The organism is Nonomuraea sp. B5E05 (assembly GCF_039880665.1).
GTDB lineage: Bacteria > Actinomycetota > Actinomycetes > Streptosporangiales > Streptosporangiaceae > Nonomuraea.
Genome location: NZ_JBDPMJ010000025.1, coordinates 85,054 through 109,766, shown reverse-complemented (window position 1 = coordinate 109,766; position 24,713 = coordinate 85,054). Strand labels below are relative to the sequence as shown.

Here is a 24,713-nt window from a genome sequence, read left to right as displayed (position 1 = left end):
CGCAGGCCGCTCCGTACACCGAACGCGAAGCGTGTCCCCCTCGTGCCGTGACCTTCCGGCACCAGGGGGACACCTCCAGGCGAGCCGGGCCAGGCGGACCGCCCCGCTTCACCACCACGCGAAGGCGAGCCAGGCGAGGAGAGGTGCGACCACGATCGAGATGAGGCCGTAGGTGAGCAGCCGGCGGAACAGGCGGGGCCGGACCGAGGGCTCGGCGGCGCCGAGGATGAGGCCGCCGGTGATGCCGAGCGGGTTGATGTCGACCAGCACCGACGCCAGGGCGAGGGCGAGCACGCCGCCGACCGGGGAGACGCCGGCGGCCACCAGCGGGGGCAGCAGCGGCATGACGGTCGCGAACACCGGCCCTCGCCGTCGGCCCTCATCGTCCAGCGGCTCATCCGCGCGAGGGCCGACGAGCTGGCCGGCGGTCCGGTCAGCTGATGGCGCAGGTGTTGACCACGTCCCCGGAGGTCTGGCGGGGAATGGTGGTACTAGGCGGGGGCCGGTGGCCGCCGGGGGCCGTCCAGCGTTCGAGGGCCTCGAACGCCGTCCGCATGCAGGGAAGCAGCGGCCGCATCCGGTCGGGGAACATGTCGTACTCGATGTCGAGGTGGGAGGCGCCCTCCATCCTGTAGTAGCGGTGCAGGGCGGCCCTGCCCCGCTTGCGCACCAGCGCGGCGTACGGGTCGCCGTGGACCGCGATCGGCAGCAGGGTGTCCAGCGTCCCGTGCACGGTGATCAGCGGCTTGCCGATGCGGCCGCTCATCGACGCCCGCCGCACCGCCTTGTGCACGCTCTTCGGGCGCGCGTAGTAGTCGTAGTCGGCGTCGCAGTTGGGCGTGCCGCTCTCGCAGAACGGGATGCCCGCCTCCAGGTCGCCGTCGTACTCCGGGTCGATCTCCTCGCGGGCGCGGCGCTGCGTGCCGTCCCAGATGTTGCGGTAGTTGAACTCCCACAGGAACTCCGAGCCGGGGGCGAAGCCGGCCCGCAGCATCGCGGCGTGCGCCTCGGGGTCGCCGTTCTCGGCGTACTTCGGGTAGTTGCGCAGCGCCACCGGCAGGTAGACCAGCGCGTTCGGGCCATTGTCCGGCGGCCAGTGCGTGCCTTCCGCGTCGACGCCGCCGTCGTACAACTCGGGGTGGTTCTCCAGCGCCCAGCGCACCAGCTGGCCGCCGTTGGAGATGCCCGCCGCGTACGTCCTGCGCAGCGGCTTGCGGTAGTGGCGGGCGACGGTGGCCTTGGCGGCGACGGTGATCTGGGTCATCCGGTGGTACCACTCGACGTAGGCGTCGCCTGGCCGCCTGCCGTCCTTGTAGAACTCCGTGCCGCCGTTGCCCTTGTCGGTCGAGGCGTAGGCGTAGCCCTTGGCCAGCACGAAGTCGGCGATCGTGAAGTCGTTGGCGTACTGGCGGCGGTTGCCCGGCGCCCCCGCGACGACCAGGCCGCCGTTCCAGCGCTGCGGGAGGCGGATCACGAACTGGGAGTCGTGGTTCCAGCCGTGGGTGGGGTTGCTCGTGGAGTCGTCACGGAAATAGCCGTCGATCTGGATGCCCGGCACCCCGCTGGGGTTGCGGGTGGCCGCGGAGTGCAGCCCCTGCCAGTCGGCGGCATCGGTGTGGCCCGACGCGACCGTACCGGCGGTGGTGAGGTCGTCCAGGCAGGTGGCGACCTGGTGTTGCGCGCCCGGTACGTGGACCTTGCCCATGTGGGAGCAGCGGGTGTCCGCCCGCGCGGGCGACGCCACCGGCACCAGAGGGACCGCCACGAGCGAGGCCAGCAGGGCCGAGAAGACAGCAGATCTGCGAAGGAGAAGGGGCATGTGCGACTCCCTGGGGTCCGGTCGGATGCGCTGACCGGGGTGGTTCAAGGCGCTGTGGAGGCCTTCTGTCTGACCACGGAGGTTACTAAGCGCATAGTCAGGTGCGGCGGGTCACTTGTCAACCGGTGACGCCTCCGCGGGGCGCGCGGGCCTACCTGCCCGCGGGGGTGACCAGTCGCAGCGCGAGACCCGCATAGAACTCTCCGAGTTGCTCCGGCGAGTCGGGGCCGTCGAGGCGGTACCAGCGGACCAGATCGATGCTGAGCGACAACATCGCGCGCGTGACCCGCTTGACGTCGACCTGCGCGAACGTCCCGTCGGCGACGCCGCGCGCGACCGCCTCCCTGAAGTATCCGTTCGTCTGGTGTCGCAGCTCCACGATCTCGCCGTAGTGCTCGGCCGTGAGGGAGTTCAGCTCCATCTGGCAGACCCGCGCGGTCACGTGGTGGCGGGCATGCCACACGGTGTACGCCGAGACGATGGCGCGCAGCCGGTCCGCCGAGCTCTCAAACGCCAGGACGGACGGGTCGCGTACGCTCTCCAGGACCCGCTCGTGGCCGACCCGGATGATCTCGAACAGGACGAGTTCCTTCGAGGGGAAGTGCACGTAGAGGGCGGCCGGGCTGAGCCCGACGCCCCCGGCGATGTCGCGCGTGGTCGTGGCGTGGAAGCCGTTCGTGGCGAAGCAGCGCACCGCCGACGACAACAGGCGGCGCTGCACCTCCCCCAGGTCCTGCCTCCACAGCTCGGGGGAATGGTCGCGCAGCCGGGGATCGTCCGCCAAGTCCTGTGCGGTGAATCGGGCCTGCCGTCTGGCCATCCGCGACCCTCGCCCCTTCGAGTGCATGGTTTCGATGCCGCCCGCCTGACAGGCCGGCCTTGCCCCGCCACGAGCATTCTATGAGCGACCATGCGCTCGCTCGCTTACCCGATTCCGTCAGGTGAGTGCCGGGACACCCGACGACGCCGAGCGGGCGCGACCGCGCGCGCCGTCGCCGTTCTACGGGCGGTCCAGCGGGCCGGAGGCACGCAGTGCGGCGCCCGGCCCGAGGGGGTTCCCAGAAGGCTTTTCCCGCCCGCTCCCGTCGCCCGGCGCGCACCTCAGCCGTGTCCATGCGGGATTCCTTGTCCGTCGGCCGTCTACCGTTCCGACGAGCGCCCGTCCCCGCGATCGACGACCTCGGCGAGGCGGGCGGCCAGAAAGTCGCGTTCGGCCTCGTTGTCGGCCAGGTCCATCGCGGTGCGGTAGGCGATGGCGGCCTCGCGGCGGCGGCCGAGCCGGCATCGACAGCGGCCCGGTCAAATCTTGGCGTACGTGCTCCGTGGGTCGCCCAGGAGCCCGTTAGCCGGGGGTGGGCGGCTGCGTGAGCCGGCCGAGTTCTTCCAGCGCCGTGACCAGGTCGGCGATCTGGTCGAGTGCGGCGAAGGCGTGGCCGGCCCCGGCCGGGTCGACGCCTTCGAACAGTTCCAGCCCGACGAACGCGGCGGAGACCGCCCTGGCCAGTCCGGCGACGTCGACGAGTTCCGCGAGCAGGCTGCCGGCCAGCACCCGTACGAGCACCTGCTCGATCTCCTCGGTCCACAGCGCGAGCCCGGCGGCGGTGGCGGGGGCCAGCCGTGGTTGCGTCTGCGCGCCGGCCAGCAGTTGGGCCAGGACGGCGACGTGGCCGCCGTCGCGCTCGGCGGCGTGCAGGTCCCGGCCCAGTGCCAGGAGCTCGCCGAGGGTGCGCACGCCGTTCAGGCGGTCGCGGTGGACGGCGACCCGCTGCTCGGCGCCGTGGCGGCAGGCGGCGGCCAGCAGCTCGTCGACGCTGCCGAAATGGTAGAAGACCAGCGCCTGGTTGACCCCCGCCGCGGCGGCGATCGTACGCGCGGAGGTCTTGGCGATGCCCTGCTCGGTGAGCGTCGTGAGCGCGCCTTCGAGCAGTTTCGTCCGCGTGTCGTTGCTCATGCTCGCGCTTCCTCGCGGACCGGCCGCAGATCGGCGCGTACGCCATGGGCGGCCACGTCGATGTGCTCGGCCGTGAAGGAGCCCTCGTAGCCGAAGAGCGGTCCGAAGTAGCGGTTGGAGACGGTGACCTGGATGCGGAAGCGCCCCGCCTCGTCGTCGTACGATTCCCTGACCACGGCGTCGCCCCTGATCAGGGCCGGCACGCGGGCGTCGACCGGGCCCTCGCGGAAACGCTGCTCGCCGGAGCGGATGACCAGGGCGCCGCTCCGGTCGGCCTGGACGTGCAGGTCGGTGGCGAGGTGCTGGTGCGTGCCGAGGTAGTCGACGACGCAGCCGCGTTCGGGGCTGAAGATCATCGTGGCGTCGAACCGTTGCGGCCGGCCGGGGAAGGCGAAGGTTCTGACGAAGGTGACCGTCTCGCGGCCGAAGGAGTCGCGGTAGGGGACGTTCTCGATGGCGAAGGGGATGTCGCGGCCGCTGCGCGGCACCAGAATGTGCCGTGTGCCGCCCAGTGCCAGGAACGGCCGCAGCCAGGTGCCTGCGTGCCAGACACGATCCATCACGCCGCGGCCGGCGCACGCCTCGCCGCTGCCGAGGCCGACGGAGAAGCGCCGCTGGATGCGCGGGTGGAGCCGGTCGAAGCCGGCGCCCAGGGCCCGCTGGAAGATCGAGGTCATGACCACCTCAAGGAGTTCAGGAGGGCGGGCGGGGTGGCGGCTGCGCGTCCGGGCGGGCGGCGCAGGCAGCGCCGGGCCGCCGGAGTGTCACGCGACGGCGGCAGCCAGAGCGCGGCGATCGCCACCGGTACGGCGGCCGGCGGCGCCACCGCCGCGGCCAACCCGATGGCCAGCGCGCGTGCCGCCACGTCGGCGAGCGCGTGCCGCAGCGACCGTTCGGGCGTGATGCCGCGCTCGCACCACAACCGCAGCCGGTCGAACGACCAGGCGGTGGCCCATCCCATCAGCGGGCGCACGACGAGGCGGTCGGCGATCCGGCCGGGGCGCCCCCAGCGTGGCTCGTAGTCGTAGCCGGTGAGGAAGCGGATGCCGTCCCCGCCGGGGAGGTAGCGCCAGTAGCCGCGGCCTCGCGCGATCGGTGAGAGGGGATGCGGGGAGGCGAAGCGGAGCGCCGAGGTGCGGGTGCCGTCGGGGCGCCGCTTCTCGCCCGCCGCGATGCCCGTTCCCGAGACGAGGAGGCCCGGCAGGAGGCGGACTCCGTACCTGAACCGCTGCGGCTCCCCCTCCGCGCGGGCCAGGTGGTCGATGCGGGTGAAGCGCAGGTCCCAGCGCTGGTGGTGTGCCGGATCCTGGGTGCGGCGCCAGAGCAGGTCCAGGTCGGCTCGTATGCGTGCCTCGACGTACAGCTGCATGGCCGCCCTCCGTTTTGAGCGATCGCTCAAAACCGAAGTGTACGATTTGAGCACCCGCTCAACAAGGGGGTGACCGCCGCTGACGGCGCCGCGACCCGGGGCGTGGCTCAGCCCGCGGAGACGAGCCCCACCCGGTAGGCGAGGACGACCGCCTGCACGCGGTCGCGCAGGTCGAGTTTCATCAGGATCCGTGACACGTAGGTCTTCACGGTCTCGACGGTGATGGACAGCTCCGCGGCGATCTCCGCGTTCGACAGGCCGGCGGCGATCTGTACGAGCACTTCGAGCTCACGGGGGGTCAGCGCGCGTACGACCTCCTGCCTGGCCGGGTTGGCGGTGTCGGCGGGGCGCAGGCGGGCTGCGTAGTGGCCGATGAGGGTGCGGGTGACGGCGGGGGCCAGCAGGGACTCGCCGCGGACGATCGTACGCACGCCGTTGGCCAGCTCCGCCGGTCTGGCGTCTTTGAGCAGGAAGCCGGCAGCCCCGGCCCTGAGCGCTTCGTAGACGTACTCGTCGACGTTGAACGTGGTGACGACCAGCACCTTCACCGGAGCGGCGATGCCGGGCCCGGCCAGCTGCCTGGTGGCCTCGATGCCGTCGAGGACGGGCATCCGGATGTCCATCACGACGATGTCCGGGCGCAGCCGCCGCGCCGCCTCCACCGCCGCGCGGCCGTCGGCGGCCTCACCGACCACCTCCATGTCGGGCTGGGCGGAGAAGACGGTGACGTAGCCGGCCCGCACGAGCTCCTGGTCCTCGCAGATGAGCACCTTGATCGGGGTGTCGGTCATGCCTGGCTCCTGGTGGGGATGAAGGCGCGGACACTGAACGTGCCGTCGGGCCCGCCCGCGGCGACCAGATCGCCATCGAGCATGCGCACCCTCTGGCGCAGCCCGTCGAGACCGCGCCCGCCCGAGGGCAGCGCGGGGGCCGCGCCGGCGGGCCCGTCGCTGGCCACCTCGATCGCGAGGCGATCGGGATCGTGGTGCACCGTGACCCGGGTGGGCCGTCCTGCCGCGTGTTTCATCGCGTTGGTGAGCGCTTCCTGCACCACCCGGTAGGCGGCCAGCTCCACGTCCACGGCCTGGGGCCGCGGCTCGCCGTACTCGGACAGCTCGACGGGCTGGCCGGACGCGCGGGCCTGCTCGACGAGGTCGCCGATCCTGCCCGGCGCCGGCGTGCGGTCATCCGCGGCGCCCGACTCGCCGGTCGCCTCCAGCACGCCGAGCAGGTGCCGCAGCTCCGTGAGGGCCCGCCGCCCGGTGTCGCCGATGGAGGCCAGCCCGGCCTCGGCCCGGTCGGGCGCCGCGCCGACCACGAACTGTGCCGCGTCGGCCTGGACCACCATGGCGGTCACGTGATGCGTGACCACGTCGTGCAGCTCGCGGGCGATGCGTGCCCGCTCGGCGGCCTTGGCCACGTCCGCGGCGAGCCGCCGGCGTTCGGCCTCCTCCGCCTGCCGGCGGCGCATCCCCGCGCCGGCCATCCAGATCACCACCAGCGCCAGGTAGAACGCGAGGAAGTCCTGGACACGAGTGGGCGACCCGAGGCTGCTCAGGACGACCGCCAGCGCGGCATAGGCGGCGCTCGCCGCCGCGGCGAGGCCGAGACGGAACCGCGCCTGGTGGGCTCCGGCCGCGTACACCGCCAGATAGAGGCCGATGCTGGCGAACGTCGGCGGGTAGGACAGCGCCTGGTGCGCGGCGAAGGCGGCGCCGATGACCGCCAGGCAGGCCGCGGGCCGGCGGCGGCGCACGGCCAGCGGCGCGGACTGGGCCAGGACCAGCACCACGGCCAGTGCGTCCGCCGGGCGTCCTGGCAGGTCGCCGAGCTGCGCCGAGATGGCGGACAGCGTCGGCACGAACGCCAGCAGCGTGAGCAGCACCGCCAGCGTGCCGTCCTTGGCGAACGTGGAGCGAGCACGCCAGGAGCGCGGCCAGGAGCGGACGGCGCTCGGGACGTTCGCGAACACCCGGCAAGACTAATGGCGGCCGCTGGGCACCGGGACACCGTGTTGCCGGGGTCAGCATGGGAAGCCGAGCCGGGAGCTGGTTGACTGGGGCCGTCACCACGCGGTCGCTCCAAACGGGGGATTTCCATGCGCACTGTCGAACCCCAGGTCTTCGTCGTCGCCCGTCCGTCGCTCGACTACGACGAGCTGGCCCGCTATCTCGCGGAGGTCGGCGGGGAGAGCTGGCTGGAGCGGCTCGACCGCGGCGACCTCGACGCCCAGAACCTCGCCGAGTTCGCCGGTCGGCTCTGCTACCGCTCCTTCGAGCCGGGGCTCAATCCCAACGTGGTCCGGATCAGGAAAGACCAGGACGACTACCTGCGTAACATCCTGGCCAGCGCGCACGGCTCGGTCCTCGAGCACATCAGCTTCAGCTTCGTGCTGCACAACGTAAGCCGCGTCCTCACCCATGAGCTGGTCAGGCACCGTCCCGGCGTGGCGATCTCCCAGGAGTCGCTGCGGTTCGTGCGCCTGGACGAGCTGCCGTTCTGGTTCCCTGAATGGGCGCAGGAGGACGACGAGCTGATGAAGCGGGCCACGGCCGTCCTGGAGCAGCTGGAGCAGTTCCAGCGGTGGATGGCCGGCCACTTCGGGCTCGACGAGGCAGGCGTGCCGTTCTCGGAGAAGAAGCACCGCACGTCGTTCATGCGCAGGTTCGCTCCCGAGGGCCTGGCGACCGGGCTGGTGTGGACCGCCAACGTGCGCACGCTGCGGCACACGATCGAGGCCCGCACCGCCGTCGGCGCGGAGGAGGAGATCCGCCTGCTGTTCCAGCGCATCGGTGAGCTCATGCGCGAGGAGGCGCCCGCCCTCTTCGGCGACTACGTGGTGGAGGACGGAGCCTGGGTGCCGGGCTGGCGCAAGGTCTGACCCGGCGGACGCTCCCCCGGCTGCACGAAGCTGCACGGCGCGACCCGAACAGCCCGGCGGCCCACCGGCACGGCGCCCGGGCAAGCCGGCGGTACGGCCGGGTCAGCCGCCGGCGGGCAGACGGTCGAGCGTGCGGGTGAGGGCGGCGCGGCCGGCGCGCAGAGCGGCGGCGGGATCGGTCCCGGCCGGGCCCTGCCAGCGGAGGTGGACCATGGTGGTGCCATGGCGCACGCCCACGGCGACGTGCGCGACCTCGTCGGGCGGGGTGGGACGGCCCAGCAGGTCGGTGCGGCGCGGCGGGTCGGGGCGGCTGATGGCGAGGGTCCTGATCTCGCCCTTCCACGGCCCCCGGTCGAACGGCTGCAGGGCGGGTTCGATGCTGAAAAGCATCCCGCTGTCGGCGTGGCAGGGCACGATCTCGCCCTCGTCGGTCGGTAAGCCTCCTCCGTCCCACCTGAGCGGCTGGGCGCGTGCCTGTTCGGCGGTCTGCTCGTCGGGCAGGAACAACACGTCCTCGCGGACGGAGACCTCGCCGATCAGGCGGCGGGTGACGCCGGGCGCGCCGTCGTAGGCGATCTGCTCGTGGGAGCTGTCCCCGCAGGTCAGTTCGTGCGAGCGGAGCATGTTTCCTGGGCTGGTCCACGCCGTCATGTTCCTGCCGTACGCGGACGGCGGAGGCAGGGCCGCGGCGATCTCGGCCGCAGCCGACCGCGTCGTGGCGGCGGCGGGTGCCGGCCCGGTGCGGTCGCCGCCCACGGCGGCCAGCACCGACGCCGCCGTCACGGCGCCCCGGAGCAGCGGGCGCCGGTCGGGCTCACCGCCTGGCTCGAACGGCCAGGCCCACGTCACCTCTGCCAGCAGCCCGCCACGCGCGGCCACGATCGTCGCGCCGGCACCCGAGTCACCGTGCTCCGTCCAGTATTCGGAGGTGACCAGGGTTTGCACGCCGCGCCAACCCCAGCGTTCGAAGTCGGTCACGTCCTTGAGCTTGTCGTCGTCGGAGTGGCCGCACTCCTCGGTGCCGCGGCGGGCCGCGGCCACCCCGCGGGCCGCCTCCTCCGGCGAGGTGATCCAGAATCTCGCCTTCAGCGGCTCGTCCATCTCCGGGAAGAGCAGCTCGCCGCTGTAGGCGGGCACGCCTTCGGGCGGCAGCCGCGCGTCGATGGTCTCCGGCCAGCACCACGGCAGGAGAGGGATGCCCGGGGTCGTGACATAGGGGGCGTAGGTGACGTCGTCGTCCACATGGCCGCGCAGGCGCTCGGCGATCTCCTCGACCGAGGCCACCGCCCGCTCAGGCATCGGCAGGGCGGGCGTCTTCAGCTGGTCGAAGGCGCCGAGGGTGAACAGGAGGGTGAAAGCCGCGACCGCGATACGCAGCCCCTGGCGCCTGGCAAGATCCACAGTCGGTATGACGCCGCGCACCCGGCAGAGGTTGGCCGCGACGCCCTCCTTGTGATCGCCGGGAGGGCCCGCGATCGCGATGGGAGCCGTCATCGGCGCGGGTCGGCCCCGGGCTCACCCGGCGGCGGGTGCCACCGGTTGCCTGAGCATCGTCCTGGGCCGAGTGACGTTCAGGCAGGTGACGGGCCCGTAGTGGACCACTTTCGGTGTCACGGCTCCTCCAGAGGAATCATCAGATGGGTGACCAGCCGATCGGGTGGGGTGGTCGCCGGGTCGGACACGTACACCTCGCGGATCGGGCCGCGGACGGGGAATTGCCGCTCTGCGCACCAGGACAGCAGCGCGTACGCGGTCAGCCCGATCTGGCCGTAGGGGCCGACGTGCGTGGCGCGGGCGAACCGGCCGCCTGGCAGCACGTCGAGCGCGGCCCCCGCCACCCGCTCCTCGCTGACCAGGGCGACGGTGATGGTGACGGGCTCGCCGAAGTCGAGCGGGAACAGGCCGATGAGCTCGGGAGCGGCGTCCGGCGGCCCGGCCCGCAGCAGCCCGGCGATGGCGGCCGAGGTGGCCGCGCCGATCTGTGACGGATCCGCCGCCGCCGTCGTGACCGCCGCCACGCGCCGCGCCGGTTCCGTGATCACCGTGACGGGGGTGGACGGCAGGCCCTCCGCCATGACGCGCTCCAGGGCGGCCAGCGTCGACCGGCGTCTGGCCAGCTCGGCTTCCAGCCGCTCGTGCACCTCCTCCAGGACGCCGGACGTGCCGGACAGCACCTGCGCGATGACGGCGAGCGGGACGTCGAGCGAGCGCAGCAGCCCGATCGACAGCGCGTCGCGCGCCTGCTCGTGCCGGAAGTAGCGATAGCCGGTGTGCTCGTCGACGTACGCGGGCACCAGCAGCCCGAGCTGGGCGTAGTGCCGCAACTGTTTGACGCTCAGCCGGCTGAGCCTGGCGAACTGCCCGATCGGCAGCAGTTCCTCGTCCATGCCCCCAAGCATGGTGGCTCCCTCTGTGGGAGGGTCCACCCGGGCGTGGCGGGTGGCCGGCCGGCGGTTCCTGCGCGGGCGCGGCGGCGTCGGTGCAGGAACGGCCGGACCGGTGGTCAGCCGGCGCTTCCTGGGGCGGGTACGGCGTGTTCGGCGGCGCGGCTGACCTGCTCCCAGGCGGCCCAGGTCTCCATGCGCCGCCGGGAGACGTCGAAGGCCAGGTCGTAGACCATGCTGCCGAGCAGCAGCCGCAGCGGCGGGTCCGCGCTGTCGACCAGCTTCAGCAGCGCTTCGGCGGCGAGCCGCGGCTCGCTGTCGATCGACCCCTCGGCCCACTGTTTCTCCAGCTCGGCGCGCAACGGGCCGTACTCAGGCGCGGGCGACGTCGTCGTCATGCTGGTGTAGAGGTCGGTCCAGTAACCGCCGGGCTGGACGATGCTGAGCTTGACGCCGAACGGCGCGGCCTCCATCGCCAGCGCCTCGCTCATGCCCTCCAGCGCGAACTTGCTCGCGCTGTACATCCCCGTGCTGGGGAAGCCGCCCAGGGCGCCGATGCTGGAGATCTGCACGATGTGGCCTGAGGCCTGGGCACGCAGGTGCGGCAGGACGGCCTGGCAGACCCACATCGCCCCGAAGAGGTTGACCTCCAGCTGGGCGCGCGCCTCGGCCTCGGTGAACTCCTCGATCATGCCCGAGGACATGGTCCCGGCGTTGTTGACCACGATGTCGAGCCGGCCGAAGTGCTCGACTGCGGTGCCGACGGCGGCGAACACCGCGTCGCGGTCGGTCACGTCGAGCGGCAGGGTGAGGAGCCGGTTTCCGTACCGGTCGTCGAAGTCCTGGCGCTTGATGGTCCGGGCGGCGGCGGCCACGTGATCGCCGCGTTCCAGCGCGGCGAGGGTGAACGCCCGGCCCAGGCCGCGGCTGGCTCCCGTGATGAACCAGGTGCGGGTGGAGACGGTTTCCTGGGTGCGCATATGGGGAGCTCCGATCGAGTTGCTTGGCCTGTCCAAGGCGAGACGGTCCGTCTCGTCTTGTGACGGGACAGTACAGGGCTCCCCCTCGCCGAGTCAAGACGGACCGTCTCGTCTCGATTTTGTTAGGTTGGCGGCATGACGACACAGCGCAAGCCGCCCTCCCCCGCGCCCCGCCGGAGCGAGGCATCCCGGCGGGCCATCCTCGCCGCGGCCTTCGAACTGGTGCAGGAGGTGGGATACGCCAGGCTGAGCATCGAGGGCATCGCGGCGCGGGCCGGTGTCGGCAAGCAGACGATCTACCGCTGGTGGCCTTCCAAAGGGGCGGTCCTCTTCGACGCCTTCCTCATGCTCAGCGAGCAGCCGGACGGCGGAGCGAGCGCCCTGCCCGACACCGGCGATCTGGAGGCGGACCTGAAGGCGGTGCTCAGGGCCACGATCGAAGAGCTCAACGACCCGCGCTACGACGAGCCGATGCGCGCCCTCAACACGGAGATCACGCACGATCCCGCGCTCGCCGCCCTCTACGCCGAACGGCTGGACGGCCCGATGAGAGAGCTGAAGAAGGGGCGGCTGCGCAGCGCCCAGCGGGCCGGGCAACTGGCCGAGGACCTCGACCTCGACGTGGCCGTCGACATGATCTGGGGGCCGCTGCTCAACCGCTGGCTCCAGCGCGCCGGAGGGCTGACCCCCGGCTATGCCGACAGCGTCGTCGAGACCGCCCTCAACGGGCTGCGCCCGCGTCACTGAGTCGTACGCCGGCTGGGACGTCCGGGGCGGAGCAGGCCGATACCTCCGCCGCCTGGGTGCGCCGCGAACGCCGGTGCGCCGCCCCGCTGGTGGACCTCTCCCTGCTGCTGTCCCTGGTCACCCGCTACGTGCAGACGCCCGAGCCGGCCGGGGGCCGCGGACCGGTTACCGGTGCCCGCGTTGGTGTTCATCGCGGCCGCGCGCAGCGACCGCCGCCACCTCTCCGGGGCGCCACGGCGCCGGCCGGACAGCGCATCGGTGATCAACGCCAGCATCGACAGACCGGGGGACAGCGTCACCGGCACCGGCACCCGATCGAGTGCTTCCACAACCAGACTTGTCCGCATCCCCGCTCCCCCGACGCGAGCCCCTTCCCGTGCAGCGACGCACGGGAAGGGGCTCGCGTTTTCCGTTCTTCTCGATCAGCTCTCATGCGCTCCGCCGGACGATGGATGCTCCGGCCAGGTCGCTGCGGTTGCCCGGTCTTGATGGCCGGGCGGCCGTCTCACCTGTCGATCGGCTTGTGGACGTCGTAGGTGAGCTGCACCATGCCGTTGCCGAACCGGCGCTCGCCCGTGAGGGAGAGAGCGGTTCGCAGCCCGTCCGGCAGGACCGGGGCCGGCCGAGAAGACGACCTTCTGGGCGGCCTGCCAGGTCGCCGCGAACGCCGCGGACTCCGGTGACTGGGCGGCCACCGCCGGATCGGTCTCCCACCCCGCCATCGCCTCATACGTCCGCCGCCCGTACAGGTAGGTGCTCACCGCGCCGGCGTCGGCGTTGAGCGCCGCGATGACCTCCTGGTCGGGGACGGCCCAGGAGTAGTCGCCGTGGGCGTCGGTATGGTAGCCGTCCAGGGACGAAGCAACCGAGTAGATCGAACTCTTCCTTTCCATCGGTTTCCCGGTTGAGACGACGACGGCACGCAAAACTCATCGGCGCGCGCCCGGGGCGCCGGTCAGCCGCCGATCGCGGAGGCCGGTGCGAGTCGTAGCGTGAAGGCCGGCTCGGGGTGCGGGATCTCCGGCAGCTCGACCCTGGCCCCGTGCGGGGTGGAGGTCCAGGGCAGGGCGAGGCCGTCCGCGCGCAGCCGTGCCTCGGCTCCGGGCTGCAGGGTGAGGTCGAGTTCGACGTGGGCGGCCGGTGGGGTGCCGAGCACGATGGCGTGCACGGCGTCGCCGGCGGCGGTGTAGCGGATCTCCAGGCCGTCACCGGTCTTGCCGGTCGGCCGCCGCCAGGGGCGGGTGCCGTAGATGGCGGCGCCGTGGTGGCGCAGCCACAGGCCGATCTCGGCCAGCCGTCTGGCCTGTGGCCAGGGGATCTCGCCGGTGCCGGTGGGCCCGACGGCGAGCAGGAAGTTCCCCCCGTGGGCGACGCAGTCGGCCAGCTCGTGGATCAGGTCGGTGGCGCTGTCGTAATGCTCCTCCAGCTCCTGCCGGTTGTAGCCGAAGGAGGTGCCCATGCCGCGGGTCGACTCCCACTTGCGCCCGGCCGGCGCCGAGCCGGCGTAGTCGCTGTCGAACTCCAGGGTCGCGAAGTCCGCGAGCTCCTCCTCCGAGCCGGTGGCCGAGGCGGTGAAGCGGTCGTTGACCACTCCGTCCGGCACCAGGGCGCGGTACCAGGCGATGAGGGCGGCCGGGTCGGCCTCGGCGGGGTAGCCCATGTCATTCCAGAGGATGGAGGGCCGGTAGCGCTCGATCAGTTCGCGCCAGTGGGCGTCGGTGTAGCGGGCGAAATCGGCCCGCTGGGCGGGGTTGGCGCCCATCTCTCCGGTGAGCGGCAGCCCGCCGAAGGTGTAGTCGACGCCGCCGGTGTACAGGGCGCCGAAGCGCAGGCCGCGCTCGCGTACAGCGGTGGCGAACTCGCCGGCCACGTCCCGTCCGGCGTGCCAGCCTGGACGGTCCGGCTCGATGGCGCTCGGCCACAGCAGGAAGCCGTCCTGGTGCTTGGCCACGAGCACGGCGTACCTGGCGCCGGCCGCGGCGAGCAGATCCGCCCACGGACCCGGCTCCCACCGGGCGGCGTGCCCGCGGAACTCATCGGCGAAAATGTCGTACGGCTGGTCGCCGTAGTGCTCGGCATGGTGGCGGGCGGTGGAACTGCCCGGGGTGAGCAGGGTGTTGAGATACATCTCCGCTGCGGGGAACTCCCGCATGAGCGTGTCGGTGTCCGGTACGTCCTCGCCGAACGACCACGGCGGCGCGTAGGCGGGGATCGAAGCGGGGGTCCAGACGACCATGACGCCGAATTTGGCATCGTCGAACCACTGCGGGGGCGTGCTAGCCATGGAAGGGATCCTTTCGGGGATATCGCGGGGGCTTGCCGCATGTTCCGCGGCGAGGTGGCTTAACCGTTCTCGGGCAGCGGATGGACCTGTTCCTTGGGCCAGAGCCGAAGGCTGACAGCGGGGCTGGGGTCGAGCTGGTCGGGCAGGCGCACGCTGACGCCGTACGCGGTGCGCTGCCAGGGCAGCCAGGTGCGGCGGCCGGCGAGCGTGACGCGGACGCCGTCCTCCAGCCGCAGGTGCAGCTCCAGCCGCCGTTCAGGTGGTGTGCCGAGGACGATGGCGTGGATGGCGTCGGTGGAGGCGGTGTAGCGGACCGGCTGGGCGTCGCCGGTCAGGCCCCTGGTCTGGGTCCAGGGACGAGCGCGGTAGATGGCTTCGCCGTTGTTTTCCAGCCAGTAGCCCAGCGCGAGCAGCCGTTCGGCCTGCAGCCACGGGATCGTGCCCGCGGCGGTGGGGCCGACGTTGAGCAGCAGGTTGCCGCCTCGTGACACGATGTCGGCGAACATGTGGATGAGTTGCTCCGCGCTCATGTGGCTGGCGGCCGTCTCCATGCGGTTGAAGCCCCAGGCGGTGCCGAGGGTGTGGCAGCACTCCCATTTCCGGTCCGGAGTTCCTTCGGTGGACTGTTCCGGTGTCAGGAAGTCGGAATATATTTCCGGTGCGCCGTCATCGCCGGATACGCCGTCCGCGAATCGGTCGTTTATCACACCGTCGGGCACCTGCCGCCAGTAATGCTCGAACAATTCTTGTACGTTCGAGGTGCCCGGATGGGAATAGTCATTCCACAGCAGGGACGGACGGTAGCGCTCGATCAGATCGTGCCAATGGTTATCGACGTAGGCGCGATAATTCTCGCCCTTCGGCATGCCGTTCATGAACGCGTCGAGGTCGGCCAGCGGCAGCCCGCTGAACGTCCAGTCCTGCCCGCCGCTGTAATAGGTGCCGAAGCGCAACCCCTGCCCCCGTACGGCCTCGGCCAGTTCGCCGACGACATCGCGGCGGGCCTGCCAGCCGTCGCGGAACGGATTGGGATGCCCGCTCGGCCACATGAGGAAGCCGTCGTCCATCTTGGTGGTCATGACCACGTACCGGGCTCCGGCACGGGCGAACAGCCGCGCCCATGGCGCCGGATCCCAAGCCGGCAGCACCTCCTCCCGAAAGGCGGTGACCAGGGCGTCGTAACCGGCGCCTGGGAAGTGCTGCTCGTGATAGCGCTGGGCCGGGCTGCCCGGTATGGCCATGCTGTTCCAGTGCATGTCGGAGTAAGGATTGAGGCGCATGCCCAGATTTCCCGTGGCGTCTTCTTCGAGGAGCCGTTCCAGGCTGATCACCGGGGCATACGCGGCCACGACGGCCGGATTCCAGTGGATGAAGATGCCCAGTTTCTCCTCGTCGAACCAGGTGGGGGTACGGCGCGCCGTCACCGTTTCGACGGCAGCATTGTCCACGTTCGCTCCTTTGTTGCATGCCGGATCGCCGGCGTGTGCCGCCGGATTCGGTGATTGATGGAATTTCTCCCGGACGTGTTACCGGCTTTGCCGGGCCGGCGGATTTCCCGTCCGCTCGGCAGCGATGCTACGAAAAAAATCGCGCTATACGCATATGCGATTTTGTGTGATGCTCGTCACAGCAGCCATAACGGTGCGGCCAGCCCGGGCCGCGAGAGCCTGATGGGTCCGGCACGCTACGAAGGTGTAGATCGCGAGGTGCTTCGACCTCGTACGCTCAGGGAGCATGGGTCACCGATTCTCACGTCGTGGCTTCCTGCCCCTGACCGATGCCGCGGATAAGGAGGTCGGAACCTTGGTGTTACGGCAGCAGTTGATGGTGTTGCAGCGGCAGGCGGGCAAAATGCGGCCGGCTCGGGGGAACGCTTCGTGGGGTTATCAGTGCATTCATGGTGAGCTGGCCGTACTCGGTATCTAGGTCGCCGCTTCCACCGTGTGGGAGATCCTCAAGGCGCACGGTATCGACCCGTCTCCGGAGCGGACCTCCGCGGCCTGGGCCGCGTTCCTGCGCAGTCGGGCAGGCGCCCTGTCGGCGTGCGACTTCTTCGCGGTCCATCCCCTCACCGACGTCCGCTGTACGCTCTGGCCTCTGACACTGCCCCAGCCCGGATCACGGCGCTCGACATCCATCGACGTGATCGACTCGGCGGCGTTCTGAGAGAGTGTCGACATGTGGCTTGACCTGGTCGGACGATTAACCGGCACCCCGCAACGCCAGTGACAGAGTGGTCAGACGGGTCTCTCCTGTTCCGGCCCAGACCGTGCACACGTGCCATCCTCCGTACCCCGGAAGAACCCGGCGGGCTGACCCCGGAACAGGGCCCACCAAGCATGGCCTTCGCCGTGACATGAGCGGCTCGGCTTCTCCGTTGTAACTCTGACGAGGCTGCAAGGTTCGCTTAACGCTACGGCCCGCGTGCTCGCTCCCTCCAAAGAGGCTCTTGACACCCCGCTCAGCCCGCCATATCTCCACGACGAACCGGGGCCTGCTACCGGGCGCTCCGATGCTTACCCGGACGGGACTTTCACCCGCAGGCCTGGACCAGCTTCCAGGACGCAACATGCCCCGGAGTCTCGGCGGCTAGCCCTCGATGATCCGGTCGAGCCAGTCGCCCAGCAGCAGGCTCTCGGAAGGGCTGAGGACCTTCAGGTCTCCGAGGGCGGCCTTCAGGGTGATGGCGCCGGCCACGACGTCGCCGCCGGCCCGCGCTGAGCCGGCCCGCGCGGAATCGGGGGCCGGGGCGGGCTCGGTGATCGCGTGGATGACGGCTTCGCGGACGATGCGGGCGGCCTCCATGTCGCGGTCGGCCTCAGGCGTGGCGATCAGGGCCAGCGTGGTGCCACGCCCGGCCGCGTGGACCACGCGCGCCGCCCGCTCCTCCGGGACGCGGAGCCGGCCGGCCAGGGCGACGCGGTGCACCAGCCCGGCGAGGATCTCCGCGGCCTGCTTGGCCCCTTCGGGTTCGGCGCCCGGTCGCGGGCTGCCGTAGATCAGCGAGTAGAGGGCGGGCTCGGCGAGACCGAATCCGATGTGCGCGTCCCAACCGCGCCGCAGGTCGTCCACGGGATCTCCGCTGGGCGTGATGCGGCGCTTCTCCGCGATGTACGACGTGAGCCCCCGGCTGGCCACGGCGTCCAGCAGGCCCTGCTTGTCGCCGAACAGCCGGTAGAGGATGGGCGCCTGCACGCCGGCGGCCTTGCAGACAGCCCTGGTCGAGACGGCGTCCCTGCCTTCACGCGCCAGCAGGTCCGCTGCGGCGTCGAGGATCGTGTCCCGCTTGCTCGAGCTAGCCATGTAGCGATGCTAACAGGCATTCCCTCCTACCGATAAATCGACTGCTAACAACATCTTGTTATCGTCTTCACGACAGTGCTAACTTGATGCTGTTAGCAGTTGAGCAAGGGGAATGTTCATGGACACCGCATCACGTACCGCCATCGTCACCGGGGGCTCGCGAGGGATCGGCCGCGCCGTCGCCGCCAGGCTCGCCGCGGCCGGCCAGGACGTCGCCGTCCTCTACGCCTCCAACGCCAAAGAGGCGGACGCCGCCGTCGGCGAGATCGAGGCGGCCGGAGCCCGCGGGATCGCGCTCAAGGCCGACGTGGCCGACGAGGACGCGATCGCCGGCGCCTTCGACACCGTCGAGCAGCGCCTCGGCCCCATCGACGTCGTCGTCAACGCAGCCGGGATCATGGCGCTGCAGCCGATCCGGGAGCTGGACCTGGCCCAGCTGGACCGGCAGTTGCGCACCAACGTGCGGGGCACGTTCGTCACGGCCAAGGAGGCCGCCCGCCGGATCCGTCCCGGCGGCGCCTTCGTCGCCTTCTCCACCAGCGTCACCCGCCTGCACCTGCCGGCCTACGGCGCGTACGCCGCGACCAAGGGCGCGGTGGAGGCCCTCATCCCGATCCTCGCCAAGGAAATGGGCGACCGCGACGTCACGGTCAACGCGGTCGCGCCCGGCCCCACGGCCACGGAGCTGTTCTTCAAAGGCAAGTCCCAGCAGGTCATCGACCGGATCGCCGGCCTCAGCCCGATGAACCGGCTCGGCACCCCGGACGACATCGCGGAGCTCGTCGCCTTCCTCGCCGGGCCCGGCCGCTGGATCAACGGCCAGATCGTGTTCGCCAACGGCGGCGCCGCCTGACGTCGCACGCAGCCAACGAGAAGGGACCACCATGGAGACGCACACCACCGCAGCGCAGCACACCGTGGACCGGCAACACACCGGCCGGTTCGTCACCTACACCGCAATCGCGGCCGTGGTGGCCGCGGCAGCCGCCTACACCAGCACCGCCCTGGGCCTGGAGGCCTGGGTCATGTTCGCGGGCTGGGTGGCGTGGTTCACCCGGCCCACCTCGGTCCGCCTCGGCATCCACGCCGTCATCTGCCTGTGGCTCGGCATGGCGCTCGCCGTGCTGGGGCACACGATCGTGGGGCTGGCCACGCCATTCGCCGGCGCCCTGGCGCTGCCGCTCGGGGTCTTCGTCCTGGCCTCCGTCGCGGTCGGCCTGCGTACGACACCCGTCGTCAACAACATGCTCGCGTGGTTCGTGGGCCTGGTCACCTTCTTCGCCGCGGAGCCCGAGCACGTGATCCCCGGGCTGCTCACCCTGGTCGCGGGCACCGCCCTCGGGGCCGTCGCCGGCTTCACCTGCCAGCGGTTGCAGCACCGGTTCGCCACGTAGCGGCCGCAGCCGGGGGCGTGCCGTCCCCGGCTCGCCGTGCCTGACCGACATGAAGGACGGATCAGCCATGCTCCTCATCCCACGTACCGGCGGGCGCCTCAGAGCCGCCACCGCTCTCCTCTGCGTCATGACCACGCTGCCCGGCTGCGCCCCACCGGAGCCCGGCGCCGGGCAGAACGGCGCCGCACAGAACAGCCCCGCACAGAACAGCACCGCTCAGGGCAGCACGGCTCGGGTCACGCGCGGGCTGGTCCCCGGCGCGGTCACCGAGATCGCCCGCGGCCTGGCCATGCCCTGGGGCCTGGCGTTCCTGCCGGACGGCTCCGCCCTGGTGTCCGAGCGCGCCTCGGCCCGGATCCTGCACCTCCGGCAGGGCCGCAACCCCACGCCGGTCGGCACGGTGCCCGGCGTCGAGGTGAGCTCCGAGGGCGGCCTCCTCGGACTGGCCGTCTCGCCGTCGTTCGAGCGGAACCACACCGTGTACGCGTACGTGTCCGCCTCGCCCACCAACCGCGTCGTCGCCCTGCGTCTGGCCCTCGACCTGCGCTCCCTGCGCCAGGAGCGGGTGATCCTCGAAGGCATCGAGACCGCCGACCGCCATCACGGCGGGCGCCTGCGCTTCGGGCCCGACGGCAACCTCTGGATCGGCACCGGAGACGCCTTCTCCCCCGAGAACGCGGCCGACGACGAGTCGCTGAACGGCAAGATCCTGCGGATCCGCCCCGACGGGTCCATACCTCCGGACAACCCCTCGGGCACCGCCATCTACTCCAGCGGCCACCGCAACGTGCAGGGCATCGCGTTCGGCCCCGACGGCACCGCCTACGCCTCCGAACTCGGCCACAGGACCTGGGACGAGCTGAACGTGCTGCGACCGGGACGCGACTACGGATGGCCCGAGTCTGAAGGGCAGGACGGCTCGCACGGCCAACGCCCGATCTTCACCGTCCATCCCGACGACGCCTCGCCGTCCGGCATCGCCGTCGCGGGCGGAGCGGTGTGGATGGGCGCGCTCGGCGGGCAGCGGCTCTGGCGCCTGCCCGTGGACGGACCCCGAGCGGCCGGCGACCCGGTCGCCTACTTCGCCCAGCGTTACGGACGGATCCGCACGGTGGAGGCGGCACCCGACGGCTCCTTGTGGATCACGACCTCCAACACCGACGAAGCGACGTGGGGCGGCACCGACCCCCGGCCGGGCGACGATCGCATCCTGCGCGTCGAGCTCGTCCGCCCCGCCTCCTGACCCTTGACCAAGAACGGAGAACCCGCCATGTCCACCGTCCTCATCACCGGCGCCGCCACCGGCATCGGCAACCTCACCGCCCAGGCACTCACCCGGGCCGGGCACACCGTGTGGGCCAGCATGCTCGATCCGTACGGGCGCAACGACGTCCACCGCCGTGAACTGCTCGACGTCACCGCCGAGTACGACGGCGCCCTGCGCGTCATCGAGCTCGACGTCACCTCGCAGGAGTCGGCCGACGCGGCGGTGGCCACCGTGCTGCGCGGCGGCGGCGACTTCGACGTCGTGATCCAGAACGCGGGCCACCTGTACGTCGGCTACACCGAGGCGTTCACCGCCGAGGACGTCACCCGGCTGTTCGACATCAACGTCATCGGCGCCCAGCGGGTGAACCGGGCGGCCATGCCCCATCTGCGCGGCCGCGGCGGCGGCACCCTGCTGTACGTCGGCAGCACCATCATCGTCACCACGCCGCCCTTCCTCGGCCCGTACGCGGCGTCCAAGGCGGCGTTCGACACCCTGGCGGTGGCCACGTCGTACGAGGCGAACCCGTTCGGCATCGAGACCTGCATCGTCATGCCCGGCGCGATCACCAAGGGCACCCAGCACTTCCCCAACGCCACCCGAGCCGGCGACACGACGGTCGCGGCCGCCTACGCCGAGCTCGACCCGATGGTGGCGCGCAACGAGGAGGTGACCTCCGCGCTGTTCGTCCCCGGGGTCGACCCGAGCCCGGTCGGGGTCGCCGAGGAGATCACCCGGATCCTGGCCCTGCCGCACGGCGCCAAGCCGTTCCGCAGCGTCGTCGACTACACCGAGTCCGGCGTGGACGCGGTCAACGAGGTCGCCCGCGGCACGCGCGAAGGTTTCGTGCACCGCATGGGGTTCGGCGAGCTGCTGACCCCGCGGCCACAGCGGAGCACCGGCACCGAATCCGAGTGACGGCCTTCATCGGCTCCGCACGATCCAGGGGCCGATGGGTTGTCCATGCCGGGCGGCGGACGTCTCCTGGCAGGTGTGCACACAACGGCGGCCGCTGTCAACCAACGGAAACGCCCTGGAAACTCGCCCACCGTGACGATACCGGCCATGAAGTTCACACAAAGAACTCGGGGAAGATCCGCGACGCGGCGCGCCGCCGTGGCGTCGGCCGGCGTGGCGAGCGCTCTGCTGCTCTCGGGCTGGACCGCGCCGATGGCGGGCCAGCCGGCCCAGTCACCCGCTGTCCAAGCCGCCGCTTCGCAAGCGGACGCCTGCACCCCCGGGCAGCCGCCGGAATCCCCGGAGCTCGAGCCCACCACGCCCGAGACGCTGGAGCAGGTCTACCACTGCATTCTCACCAACTCCTACGCGGGCCCGGCGATGGACCACCGGGACCTGCTGGCCGCCGCCTTCGCCGCCTTCACCCAGGAGCTTCACCGGCGCGGCATGGACCAGGCGGACGTCACCACGCCGCCCATGAGCGGCGACCGCGACCGCGACTGGCAGGCGTTCAGCGACGTCTACGAGCGGGTGGAGGCGGACGGCGACGTGCAGCAGGCGCTCGCCGCGGCGGTGGTGAACGGCATGGTCGCCAGCCTCGACGACAACCACGCCAAGTGGCGGCGCCCAGAGCCGGGCGGGGAAGGGCCGCACGGGCTCGGCCTCTCGGTGTCGGGGGCGCGCAGGACGAACCTCGACCCGGCCGCCACCGAACCGCTGTTCGTGACCGAGGTGATCGAGAACAGCCCGGCCGCCAAGAGTGGCGTGCGTCCCGGCGACGTGATCGTCTCGGTCGACGGCGCACCGCCCTTCCTCGGCGGAACGCTCTCCGAGGGCGTCATCACCCGGCTGTCCGCCACCGACGGCGAGCCGGTGCGGCTCACGCTTCGGGACCCGGCGAGCGGACGCGAGCGTACGGTGTCGGTCGAGTACGGTCTCCTCGACCCGCCACCGCTGAAGGCGTCGGGCAAGCTGGTGGACGGCGACGTCGCCTACGTCGAACTCCCCGGGTATTACCGGGGCTCGGCCGACGACACGCTGGCGGAGGTGGCGCGGCTGCGGGCGGACAAGGAGCTCCGCGGGCTGGTCCTGGACCTGCGAGGGAACATCGGCGGAGGAGTGGACGAGGTCACCCGGCTGCTCGGGGCCTTCGCCCACCGAAAGATCACCAGCTACCAGTGCGACGTCCACGACGAGTGCACCGCCAGCCGCACCGACGACAGCGTTCCCCTGCTGGGCCTTCCCCTCGTCGTGCTGGTCGACCGCGCCTGCGTCTCCGCCTGCGACGACTTCAGCGCCGCGGTCAAAGGGCTGGGCATCGCCCCGCTGGTCGGCACCCGCACCGCGGGCTTCGTGGCCGGCTCGGCGGTGACGTACCCGCTGAACGACGGCAGTGTGCTGGCGATGCCGACGCTGCACCACCGCGGACCCCATGGGGAACTGGTCAACACCATCGGCGTTCCCGCCGACCACCAGGCCCCGATGACCCCTCGCGATCTGTCCGCGGGCCGCGACCCCGCGCTCGCCAAGGCACTCACTCTGCTGAAATGAGGCCACTGCGCGGTGAGCGCCGGCGTCGAGCGTCAGGTGAGCCGGGCGAGGGCCTCCTCGGCGGGCAGGCCGCCCGCGGTGGCCAGGGCCAGGTTGGCCAGGGAGGCACGGTGGGCGTCGTCGTCAGCCGCGGCCACGCAGTCGGTGATCACGTGCACGGTGAAGCCGAGGTCGGTGCCGTGCCGGGCGGTCTGCTCGACGGTGAGGTTGGTGGCCACCCCGGTGATCAGTAGCGTGGTGACGCCGCGTGCGGTCAGCCTCTCGGGCAGGCCGTTGCCCGCCAGCCCGGAGAGCCGCTGGTTGTCCACGACGGTGCCCTGACCGGCCTGCGCGGTCATTTCGTGGATGATCCGCGTTCCGGCGGCGTCGGGCCGGAACGCGGTCTGCGCGTCGCCGACCGACCGCATGAACGGGGTGTTGCGGACGAGGGCGCCTTCGTCGTCGGGCACCGTGAAGCGGGTGAAGACGATGGGCACGCCGCGCGCCATGGCCGCGTCGTGGAACGCCGCGGCCCGGGCGACGACGCCGCTGCGCTCGACGGGTTCTGCGAGCATCCCGCCGAAGAAACCTTCGGGTTTGATCACGTTGACCTGCCAGTGCAGGGCCAGGACAGCGGTGGTGCCGAGCGAGAGAGACATGATCAGATTCTGCCCTGGCACCTGCCGGAACGGGCGGTTTCCGCTGGAACCGGTGCTTCGTGCGGTGGCGGTGGACCCGCGGTAGGCCATGGACACGGGCAGGACGACGTCCTCCGGCGACGTGGACGCGATGCGTTCGAGGAGGAGCCGGATGACGGCCGCATCGGGTGTCGGAATAGTCCCACTTGTCGATATTGATTTGTGACGGTCGCTCCGATGACGGGCCTCCACGCGTTATGTAACTTTTGGATCAAGGGCTCGTCGACTTGCACCGGTGAACAGCGGCACAATTCTCAGGAAGGGACGGTATGACTGAGCAGGGTTTCGGCTACGAGCATCGCCAACTGCACCGGTCCGGCGCCGACTACGCGGCCGCAGCACGGGCGCTGGCGGGACCCCTGGACGAATTCCGGGTCAACGCCAGGGCGGAGGCCACGACCTTCGGCCTCCTTCCGAAGGACTCCGAGGAGACGGCCGCCCAATACGCCAGCTTCCACGGGGAGATGGTCCACTACATGTCGACGCTCATGAAGACTTTCCACGGCGCCGGCGAGACGTTGCAGACCGCCGAAGGCAACTACGAGGCCGCCGACCCCGGCCTGGAGTTGCGCGGAGCGCTCATGTCGACGGAGTTCACCGGCCAGGCGGAATGAAGCTGATCGACGATGGGACATGAGTTCACGTTCGAGGAACTGGACAACGCCACGTACGCCATGGAGCGGGCGGCACGCCGGGTCGAGGACGCCAAGGCGGAACTCGACGCGATCGTCGGCGAGGGGGTGAGCGCCGGCGGGCACGTGCGGGTCACCACCGACGTGTCCGGGCGGATGCTGAGCATCCGTCTCGACCCTCGCGTCATGAAGCGGGGCAGCGGTGAGCTCGCTGATGAGCTGATGGTGGCCGTACGCCGGGCGCAGGACGACGGCGACGCGCAACGGGAACGGCTCATGTCCGGCGTGCTCGACGGGGCAGAACCATCGCTTGACGCCTTCGACGGGCGCTCTCGCCGGGGGTTCGACGGGATCGTCGACGCCCACAGCCGCGCCATGGACGAGAGCGAGGCCAAGCTGAACGAGGTCATCCGGCGTATCGAGAACGATCTCGACTAGGTGCCGGGGCCGACCGCCGGCTTCCCGTGGCCGGCGGTCTCCGGCGTCCTGGCCGCACCCATCGTCTCAGTTGTCGGGT

25 protein-coding genes are annotated in these 24,713 nt (G+C 71.2%); 9 read left to right on the top strand and 16 right to left on the bottom strand.

The window, feature by feature from the left end; translation table 11 throughout:
- Nucleotides 1–108: 108 nt before the first annotated feature.
- The 8 genes from ABGB01_RS35625 to ABGB01_RS35590 form a co-directional block, all read right to left on the bottom strand.
- Complete coding sequence (locus ABGB01_RS35625) at nucleotides 109–360, bottom strand: hypothetical protein (protein ID WP_347777975.1); 252 nt, start codon at nucleotides 358–360, stop codon at nucleotides 109–111.
- Nucleotides 361–433: 73 nt separating this feature from the next.
- Nucleotides 434–1,819, bottom strand: coding sequence for a tannase/feruloyl esterase family alpha/beta hydrolase (locus ABGB01_RS35620; protein ID WP_347777974.1), 1,386 nt, complete (start codon nucleotides 1,817–1,819; stop codon nucleotides 434–436).
- 151 nt (nucleotides 1,820–1,970) lie between these two features.
- Nucleotides 1,971–2,639, bottom strand: coding sequence for a TetR/AcrR family transcriptional regulator (locus ABGB01_RS35615; RefSeq protein WP_347777973.1), 669 nt, complete (start codon nucleotides 2,637–2,639; stop codon nucleotides 1,971–1,973).
- 522 nt (nucleotides 2,640–3,161) lie between these two features.
- Nucleotides 3,162–3,770, bottom strand: coding sequence for a TetR/AcrR family transcriptional regulator (locus ABGB01_RS35610; RefSeq protein ID WP_347777972.1), 609 nt, complete (start codon nucleotides 3,768–3,770; stop codon nucleotides 3,162–3,164).
- Nucleotides 3,767–4,447, bottom strand: a complete 681-nt coding sequence (locus tag ABGB01_RS35605; RefSeq protein ID WP_347777971.1) for a DUF4166 domain-containing protein — start codon at nucleotides 4,445–4,447, stop codon at nucleotides 3,767–3,769. The genes ABGB01_RS35610 and ABGB01_RS35605 overlap by 4 nt, the downstream gene beginning before the upstream one ends.
- On the bottom strand, nucleotides 4,444–5,139 hold the full coding sequence (locus tag ABGB01_RS35600) for a hypothetical protein (protein WP_347777970.1): 696 nt from the start codon (nucleotides 5,137–5,139) through the stop codon (nucleotides 4,444–4,446). The genes ABGB01_RS35605 and ABGB01_RS35600 overlap by 4 nt, the downstream gene beginning before the upstream one ends.
- Before the next feature lie 107 nt (nucleotides 5,140–5,246).
- On the bottom strand, nucleotides 5,247–5,930 hold the full coding sequence (locus ABGB01_RS35595) for a response regulator transcription factor (RefSeq protein WP_347777969.1): 684 nt from the start codon (nucleotides 5,928–5,930) through the stop codon (nucleotides 5,247–5,249).
- Complete coding sequence (locus tag ABGB01_RS35590; RefSeq protein WP_347777968.1) at nucleotides 5,927–7,111, bottom strand: histidine kinase; 1,185 nt, start codon at nucleotides 7,109–7,111, stop codon at nucleotides 5,927–5,929. Before ABGB01_RS35590 ends, ABGB01_RS35595 begins: the two co-directional genes overlap by 4 nt.
- A 126-nt stretch (nucleotides 7,112–7,237) precedes the next feature.
- On the opposite strand from ABGB01_RS35590, the gene thyX reads away from it, so the two are divergent.
- A complete protein-coding gene (gene thyX / locus ABGB01_RS35585; RefSeq protein ID WP_347777967.1) occupies nucleotides 7,238–8,020 on the top strand; it encodes an FAD-dependent thymidylate synthase in 783 nt (260 codons plus the stop codon).
- Nucleotides 8,021–8,122: 102 nt separating this feature from the next.
- Here thyX and ABGB01_RS35580 read toward each other — a convergent pair whose 3' ends face one another.
- The 3 genes from ABGB01_RS35580 to ABGB01_RS35570 all read right to left on the bottom strand — a co-directional run bounded on the left by ABGB01_RS35580 (nucleotide 8,123) and on the right by ABGB01_RS35570 (nucleotide 11,384).
- Nucleotides 8,123–9,514, bottom strand: a complete 1,392-nt coding sequence (locus ABGB01_RS35580) for a hypothetical protein (RefSeq protein ID WP_347777966.1) — start codon at nucleotides 9,512–9,514, stop codon at nucleotides 8,123–8,125.
- 116 nt (nucleotides 9,515–9,630) lie between these two features.
- Complete coding sequence (locus ABGB01_RS35575; protein ID WP_347777965.1) at nucleotides 9,631–10,419, bottom strand: MerR family transcriptional regulator; 789 nt, start codon at nucleotides 10,417–10,419, stop codon at nucleotides 9,631–9,633.
- 104 nt (nucleotides 10,420–10,523) lie between these two features.
- Nucleotides 10,524–11,384 (bottom strand): SDR family oxidoreductase, encoded by an 861-nt coding sequence (locus tag ABGB01_RS35570; protein ID WP_347777964.1) that lies wholly within the window; start codon nucleotides 11,382–11,384, stop codon nucleotides 10,524–10,526.
- 135 nt (nucleotides 11,385–11,519) lie between these two features.
- Between ABGB01_RS35570 and ABGB01_RS35565 the strand changes: the two genes are divergently transcribed.
- Nucleotides 11,520–12,131, top strand: coding sequence for a TetR/AcrR family transcriptional regulator (locus tag ABGB01_RS35565; protein ID WP_347777963.1), 612 nt, complete (start codon nucleotides 11,520–11,522; stop codon nucleotides 12,129–12,131).
- On the opposite strand, the gene ABGB01_RS35560 is transcribed toward ABGB01_RS35565, so the two are convergent.
- The 4 genes from ABGB01_RS35560 to ABGB01_RS35545 all read right to left on the bottom strand — a co-directional run bounded on the left by ABGB01_RS35560 (nucleotide 12,125) and on the right by ABGB01_RS35545 (nucleotide 17,718).
- A complete protein-coding gene (locus ABGB01_RS35560) occupies nucleotides 12,125–12,460 on the bottom strand; it encodes a hypothetical protein (protein ID WP_347777962.1) in 336 nt (111 codons plus the stop codon). The genes ABGB01_RS35565 and ABGB01_RS35560 overlap by 7 nt on opposite strands.
- 626 nt (nucleotides 12,461–13,086) lie before the next feature.
- Nucleotides 13,087–14,415: an alpha-L-fucosidase gene (locus ABGB01_RS35555; protein WP_347777961.1), complete on the bottom strand. Its 1,329-nt coding sequence runs from the start codon at nucleotides 14,413–14,415 to the stop codon at nucleotides 13,087–13,089.
- A 59-nt stretch (nucleotides 14,416–14,474) separates the two neighbouring features.
- Nucleotides 14,475–15,863: an alpha-L-fucosidase gene (locus ABGB01_RS35550; protein ID WP_347777960.1), complete on the bottom strand. Its 1,389-nt coding sequence runs from the start codon at nucleotides 15,861–15,863 to the stop codon at nucleotides 14,475–14,477.
- A gap of 1,141 nt (nucleotides 15,864–17,004) precedes the next feature.
- On the bottom strand, nucleotides 17,005–17,718 hold the full coding sequence (locus tag ABGB01_RS35545) for a TetR/AcrR family transcriptional regulator (RefSeq protein ID WP_347777959.1): 714 nt from the start codon (nucleotides 17,716–17,718) through the stop codon (nucleotides 17,005–17,007).
- A gap of 118 nt (nucleotides 17,719–17,836) precedes the next feature.
- Here ABGB01_RS35545 and ABGB01_RS35540 point away from each other — a divergent pair, with 118 nt between their 5' ends.
- The 5 genes from ABGB01_RS35540 to ABGB01_RS35520 all read left to right on the top strand — a co-directional run bounded on the left by ABGB01_RS35540 (nucleotide 17,837) and on the right by ABGB01_RS35520 (nucleotide 22,887).
- Nucleotides 17,837–18,571, top strand: a complete 735-nt coding sequence (locus ABGB01_RS35540) for an SDR family oxidoreductase (protein WP_347777958.1) — start codon at nucleotides 17,837–17,839, stop codon at nucleotides 18,569–18,571.
- A gap of 31 nt (nucleotides 18,572–18,602) precedes the next feature.
- Nucleotides 18,603–19,112, top strand: coding sequence for a DUF1097 domain-containing protein (locus ABGB01_RS35535; protein WP_347777957.1), 510 nt, complete (start codon nucleotides 18,603–18,605; stop codon nucleotides 19,110–19,112).
- 67 nt (nucleotides 19,113–19,179) lie between these two features.
- Nucleotides 19,180–20,355 (top strand): PQQ-dependent sugar dehydrogenase, encoded by a 1,176-nt coding sequence (locus ABGB01_RS35530; protein WP_347777956.1) that lies wholly within the window; start codon nucleotides 19,180–19,182, stop codon nucleotides 20,353–20,355.
- A 27-nt stretch (nucleotides 20,356–20,382) separates the two neighbouring features.
- Complete coding sequence (locus tag ABGB01_RS35525) at nucleotides 20,383–21,297, top strand: SDR family NAD(P)-dependent oxidoreductase (RefSeq protein ID WP_347777955.1); 915 nt, start codon at nucleotides 20,383–20,385, stop codon at nucleotides 21,295–21,297.
- A 147-nt stretch (nucleotides 21,298–21,444) separates the two neighbouring features.
- Nucleotides 21,445–22,887 (top strand): S41 family peptidase, encoded by a 1,443-nt coding sequence (locus tag ABGB01_RS35520; protein WP_347777954.1) that lies wholly within the window; start codon nucleotides 21,445–21,447, stop codon nucleotides 22,885–22,887.
- A 32-nt stretch (nucleotides 22,888–22,919) separates the two neighbouring features.
- On the opposite strand, the gene ABGB01_RS35515 is transcribed toward ABGB01_RS35520, so the two are convergent.
- Nucleotides 22,920–23,525: a cysteine hydrolase gene (locus ABGB01_RS35515; protein ID WP_347777953.1), complete on the bottom strand. Its 606-nt coding sequence runs from the start codon at nucleotides 23,523–23,525 to the stop codon at nucleotides 22,920–22,922.
- 308 nt (nucleotides 23,526–23,833) lie between these two features.
- Between ABGB01_RS35515 and ABGB01_RS35510 the strand changes: the two genes are divergently transcribed.
- Together ABGB01_RS35510 and ABGB01_RS35505 are read left to right on the top strand one after the other, a co-directional pair.
- Nucleotides 23,834–24,178: a hypothetical protein gene (locus tag ABGB01_RS35510; RefSeq protein WP_347777952.1), complete on the top strand. Its 345-nt coding sequence runs from the start codon at nucleotides 23,834–23,836 to the stop codon at nucleotides 24,176–24,178.
- A gap of 12 nt (nucleotides 24,179–24,190) precedes the next feature.
- Nucleotides 24,191–24,634 (top strand): YbaB/EbfC family nucleoid-associated protein, encoded by a 444-nt coding sequence (locus tag ABGB01_RS35505; RefSeq protein WP_347777951.1) that lies wholly within the window; start codon nucleotides 24,191–24,193, stop codon nucleotides 24,632–24,634.
- Nucleotides 24,635–24,713 lie beyond the last annotated feature (79 nt).

What these genes read in the sequence shown, in the direction of transcription:
- ABGB01_RS35555 (WP_347777961.1), bottom strand. Translation starts at nt 14,415, where the DNA reads ATGGCTAGCACGCCCCCGCAGTGGTTCGACGATGCCAAATTCGGCGTC.
- ABGB01_RS35545 (WP_347777959.1), bottom strand. Translation starts at nt 17,718, where the DNA reads ATGGCTAGCTCGAGCAAGCGGGACACGATCCTCGACGCCGCAGCGGAC.
- ABGB01_RS35535 (WP_347777957.1), top strand. Translation starts at nt 18,603, where the DNA reads ATGGAGACGCACACCACCGCAGCGCAGCACACCGTGGACCGGCAACAC.
- ABGB01_RS35600 (WP_347777970.1), bottom strand. Translation starts at nt 5,139, where the DNA reads ATGCAGCTGTACGTCGAGGCACGCATACGAGCCGACCTGGACCTGCTC.
- ABGB01_RS35605 (WP_347777971.1), bottom strand. Translation starts at nt 4,447, where the DNA reads ATGACCTCGATCTTCCAGCGGGCCCTGGGCGCCGGCTTCGACCGGCTC.
- ABGB01_RS35510 (WP_347777952.1), top strand. Translation starts at nt 23,834, where the DNA reads ATGACTGAGCAGGGTTTCGGCTACGAGCATCGCCAACTGCACCGGTCC.
- ABGB01_RS35505 (WP_347777951.1), top strand. Translation starts at nt 24,191, where the DNA reads ATGGGACATGAGTTCACGTTCGAGGAACTGGACAACGCCACGTACGCC.
- ABGB01_RS35540 (WP_347777958.1), top strand. Translation starts at nt 17,837, where the DNA reads ATGGACACCGCATCACGTACCGCCATCGTCACCGGGGGCTCGCGAGGG.
- ABGB01_RS35575 (WP_347777965.1), bottom strand. Translation starts at nt 10,419, where the DNA reads ATGCTTGGGGGCATGGACGAGGAACTGCTGCCGATCGGGCAGTTCGCC.
- ABGB01_RS35565 (WP_347777963.1), top strand. Translation starts at nt 11,520, where the DNA reads ATGACGACACAGCGCAAGCCGCCCTCCCCCGCGCCCCGCCGGAGCGAG.
- thyX (WP_347777967.1), top strand. Translation starts at nt 7,238, where the DNA reads ATGCGCACTGTCGAACCCCAGGTCTTCGTCGTCGCCCGTCCGTCGCTC.
- ABGB01_RS35610 (WP_347777972.1), bottom strand. Translation starts at nt 3,770, where the DNA reads ATGAGCAACGACACGCGGACGAAACTGCTCGAAGGCGCGCTCACGACG.
- ABGB01_RS35620 (WP_347777974.1), bottom strand. Translation starts at nt 1,819, where the DNA reads ATGCCCCTTCTCCTTCGCAGATCTGCTGTCTTCTCGGCCCTGCTGGCC.
- ABGB01_RS35520 (WP_347777954.1), top strand. Translation starts at nt 21,445, where the DNA reads ATGAAGTTCACACAAAGAACTCGGGGAAGATCCGCGACGCGGCGCGCC.
- ABGB01_RS35580 (WP_347777966.1), bottom strand. Translation starts at nt 9,514, where the DNA reads ATGACGGCTCCCATCGCGATCGCGGGCCCTCCCGGCGATCACAAGGAG.
- ABGB01_RS35525 (WP_347777955.1), top strand. Translation starts at nt 20,383, where the DNA reads ATGTCCACCGTCCTCATCACCGGCGCCGCCACCGGCATCGGCAACCTC.
- ABGB01_RS35595 (WP_347777969.1), bottom strand. Translation starts at nt 5,930, where the DNA reads ATGACCGACACCCCGATCAAGGTGCTCATCTGCGAGGACCAGGAGCTC.
- ABGB01_RS35530 (WP_347777956.1), top strand. Translation starts at nt 19,180, where the DNA reads ATGCTCCTCATCCCACGTACCGGCGGGCGCCTCAGAGCCGCCACCGCT.
- ABGB01_RS35515 (WP_347777953.1), bottom strand. Translation starts at nt 23,525, where the DNA reads ATGTCTCTCTCGCTCGGCACCACCGCTGTCCTGGCCCTGCACTGGCAG.
- ABGB01_RS35570 (WP_347777964.1), bottom strand. Translation starts at nt 11,384, where the DNA reads ATGCGCACCCAGGAAACCGTCTCCACCCGCACCTGGTTCATCACGGGA.
- ABGB01_RS35615 (WP_347777973.1), bottom strand. Translation starts at nt 2,639, where the DNA reads ATGGCCAGACGGCAGGCCCGATTCACCGCACAGGACTTGGCGGACGAT.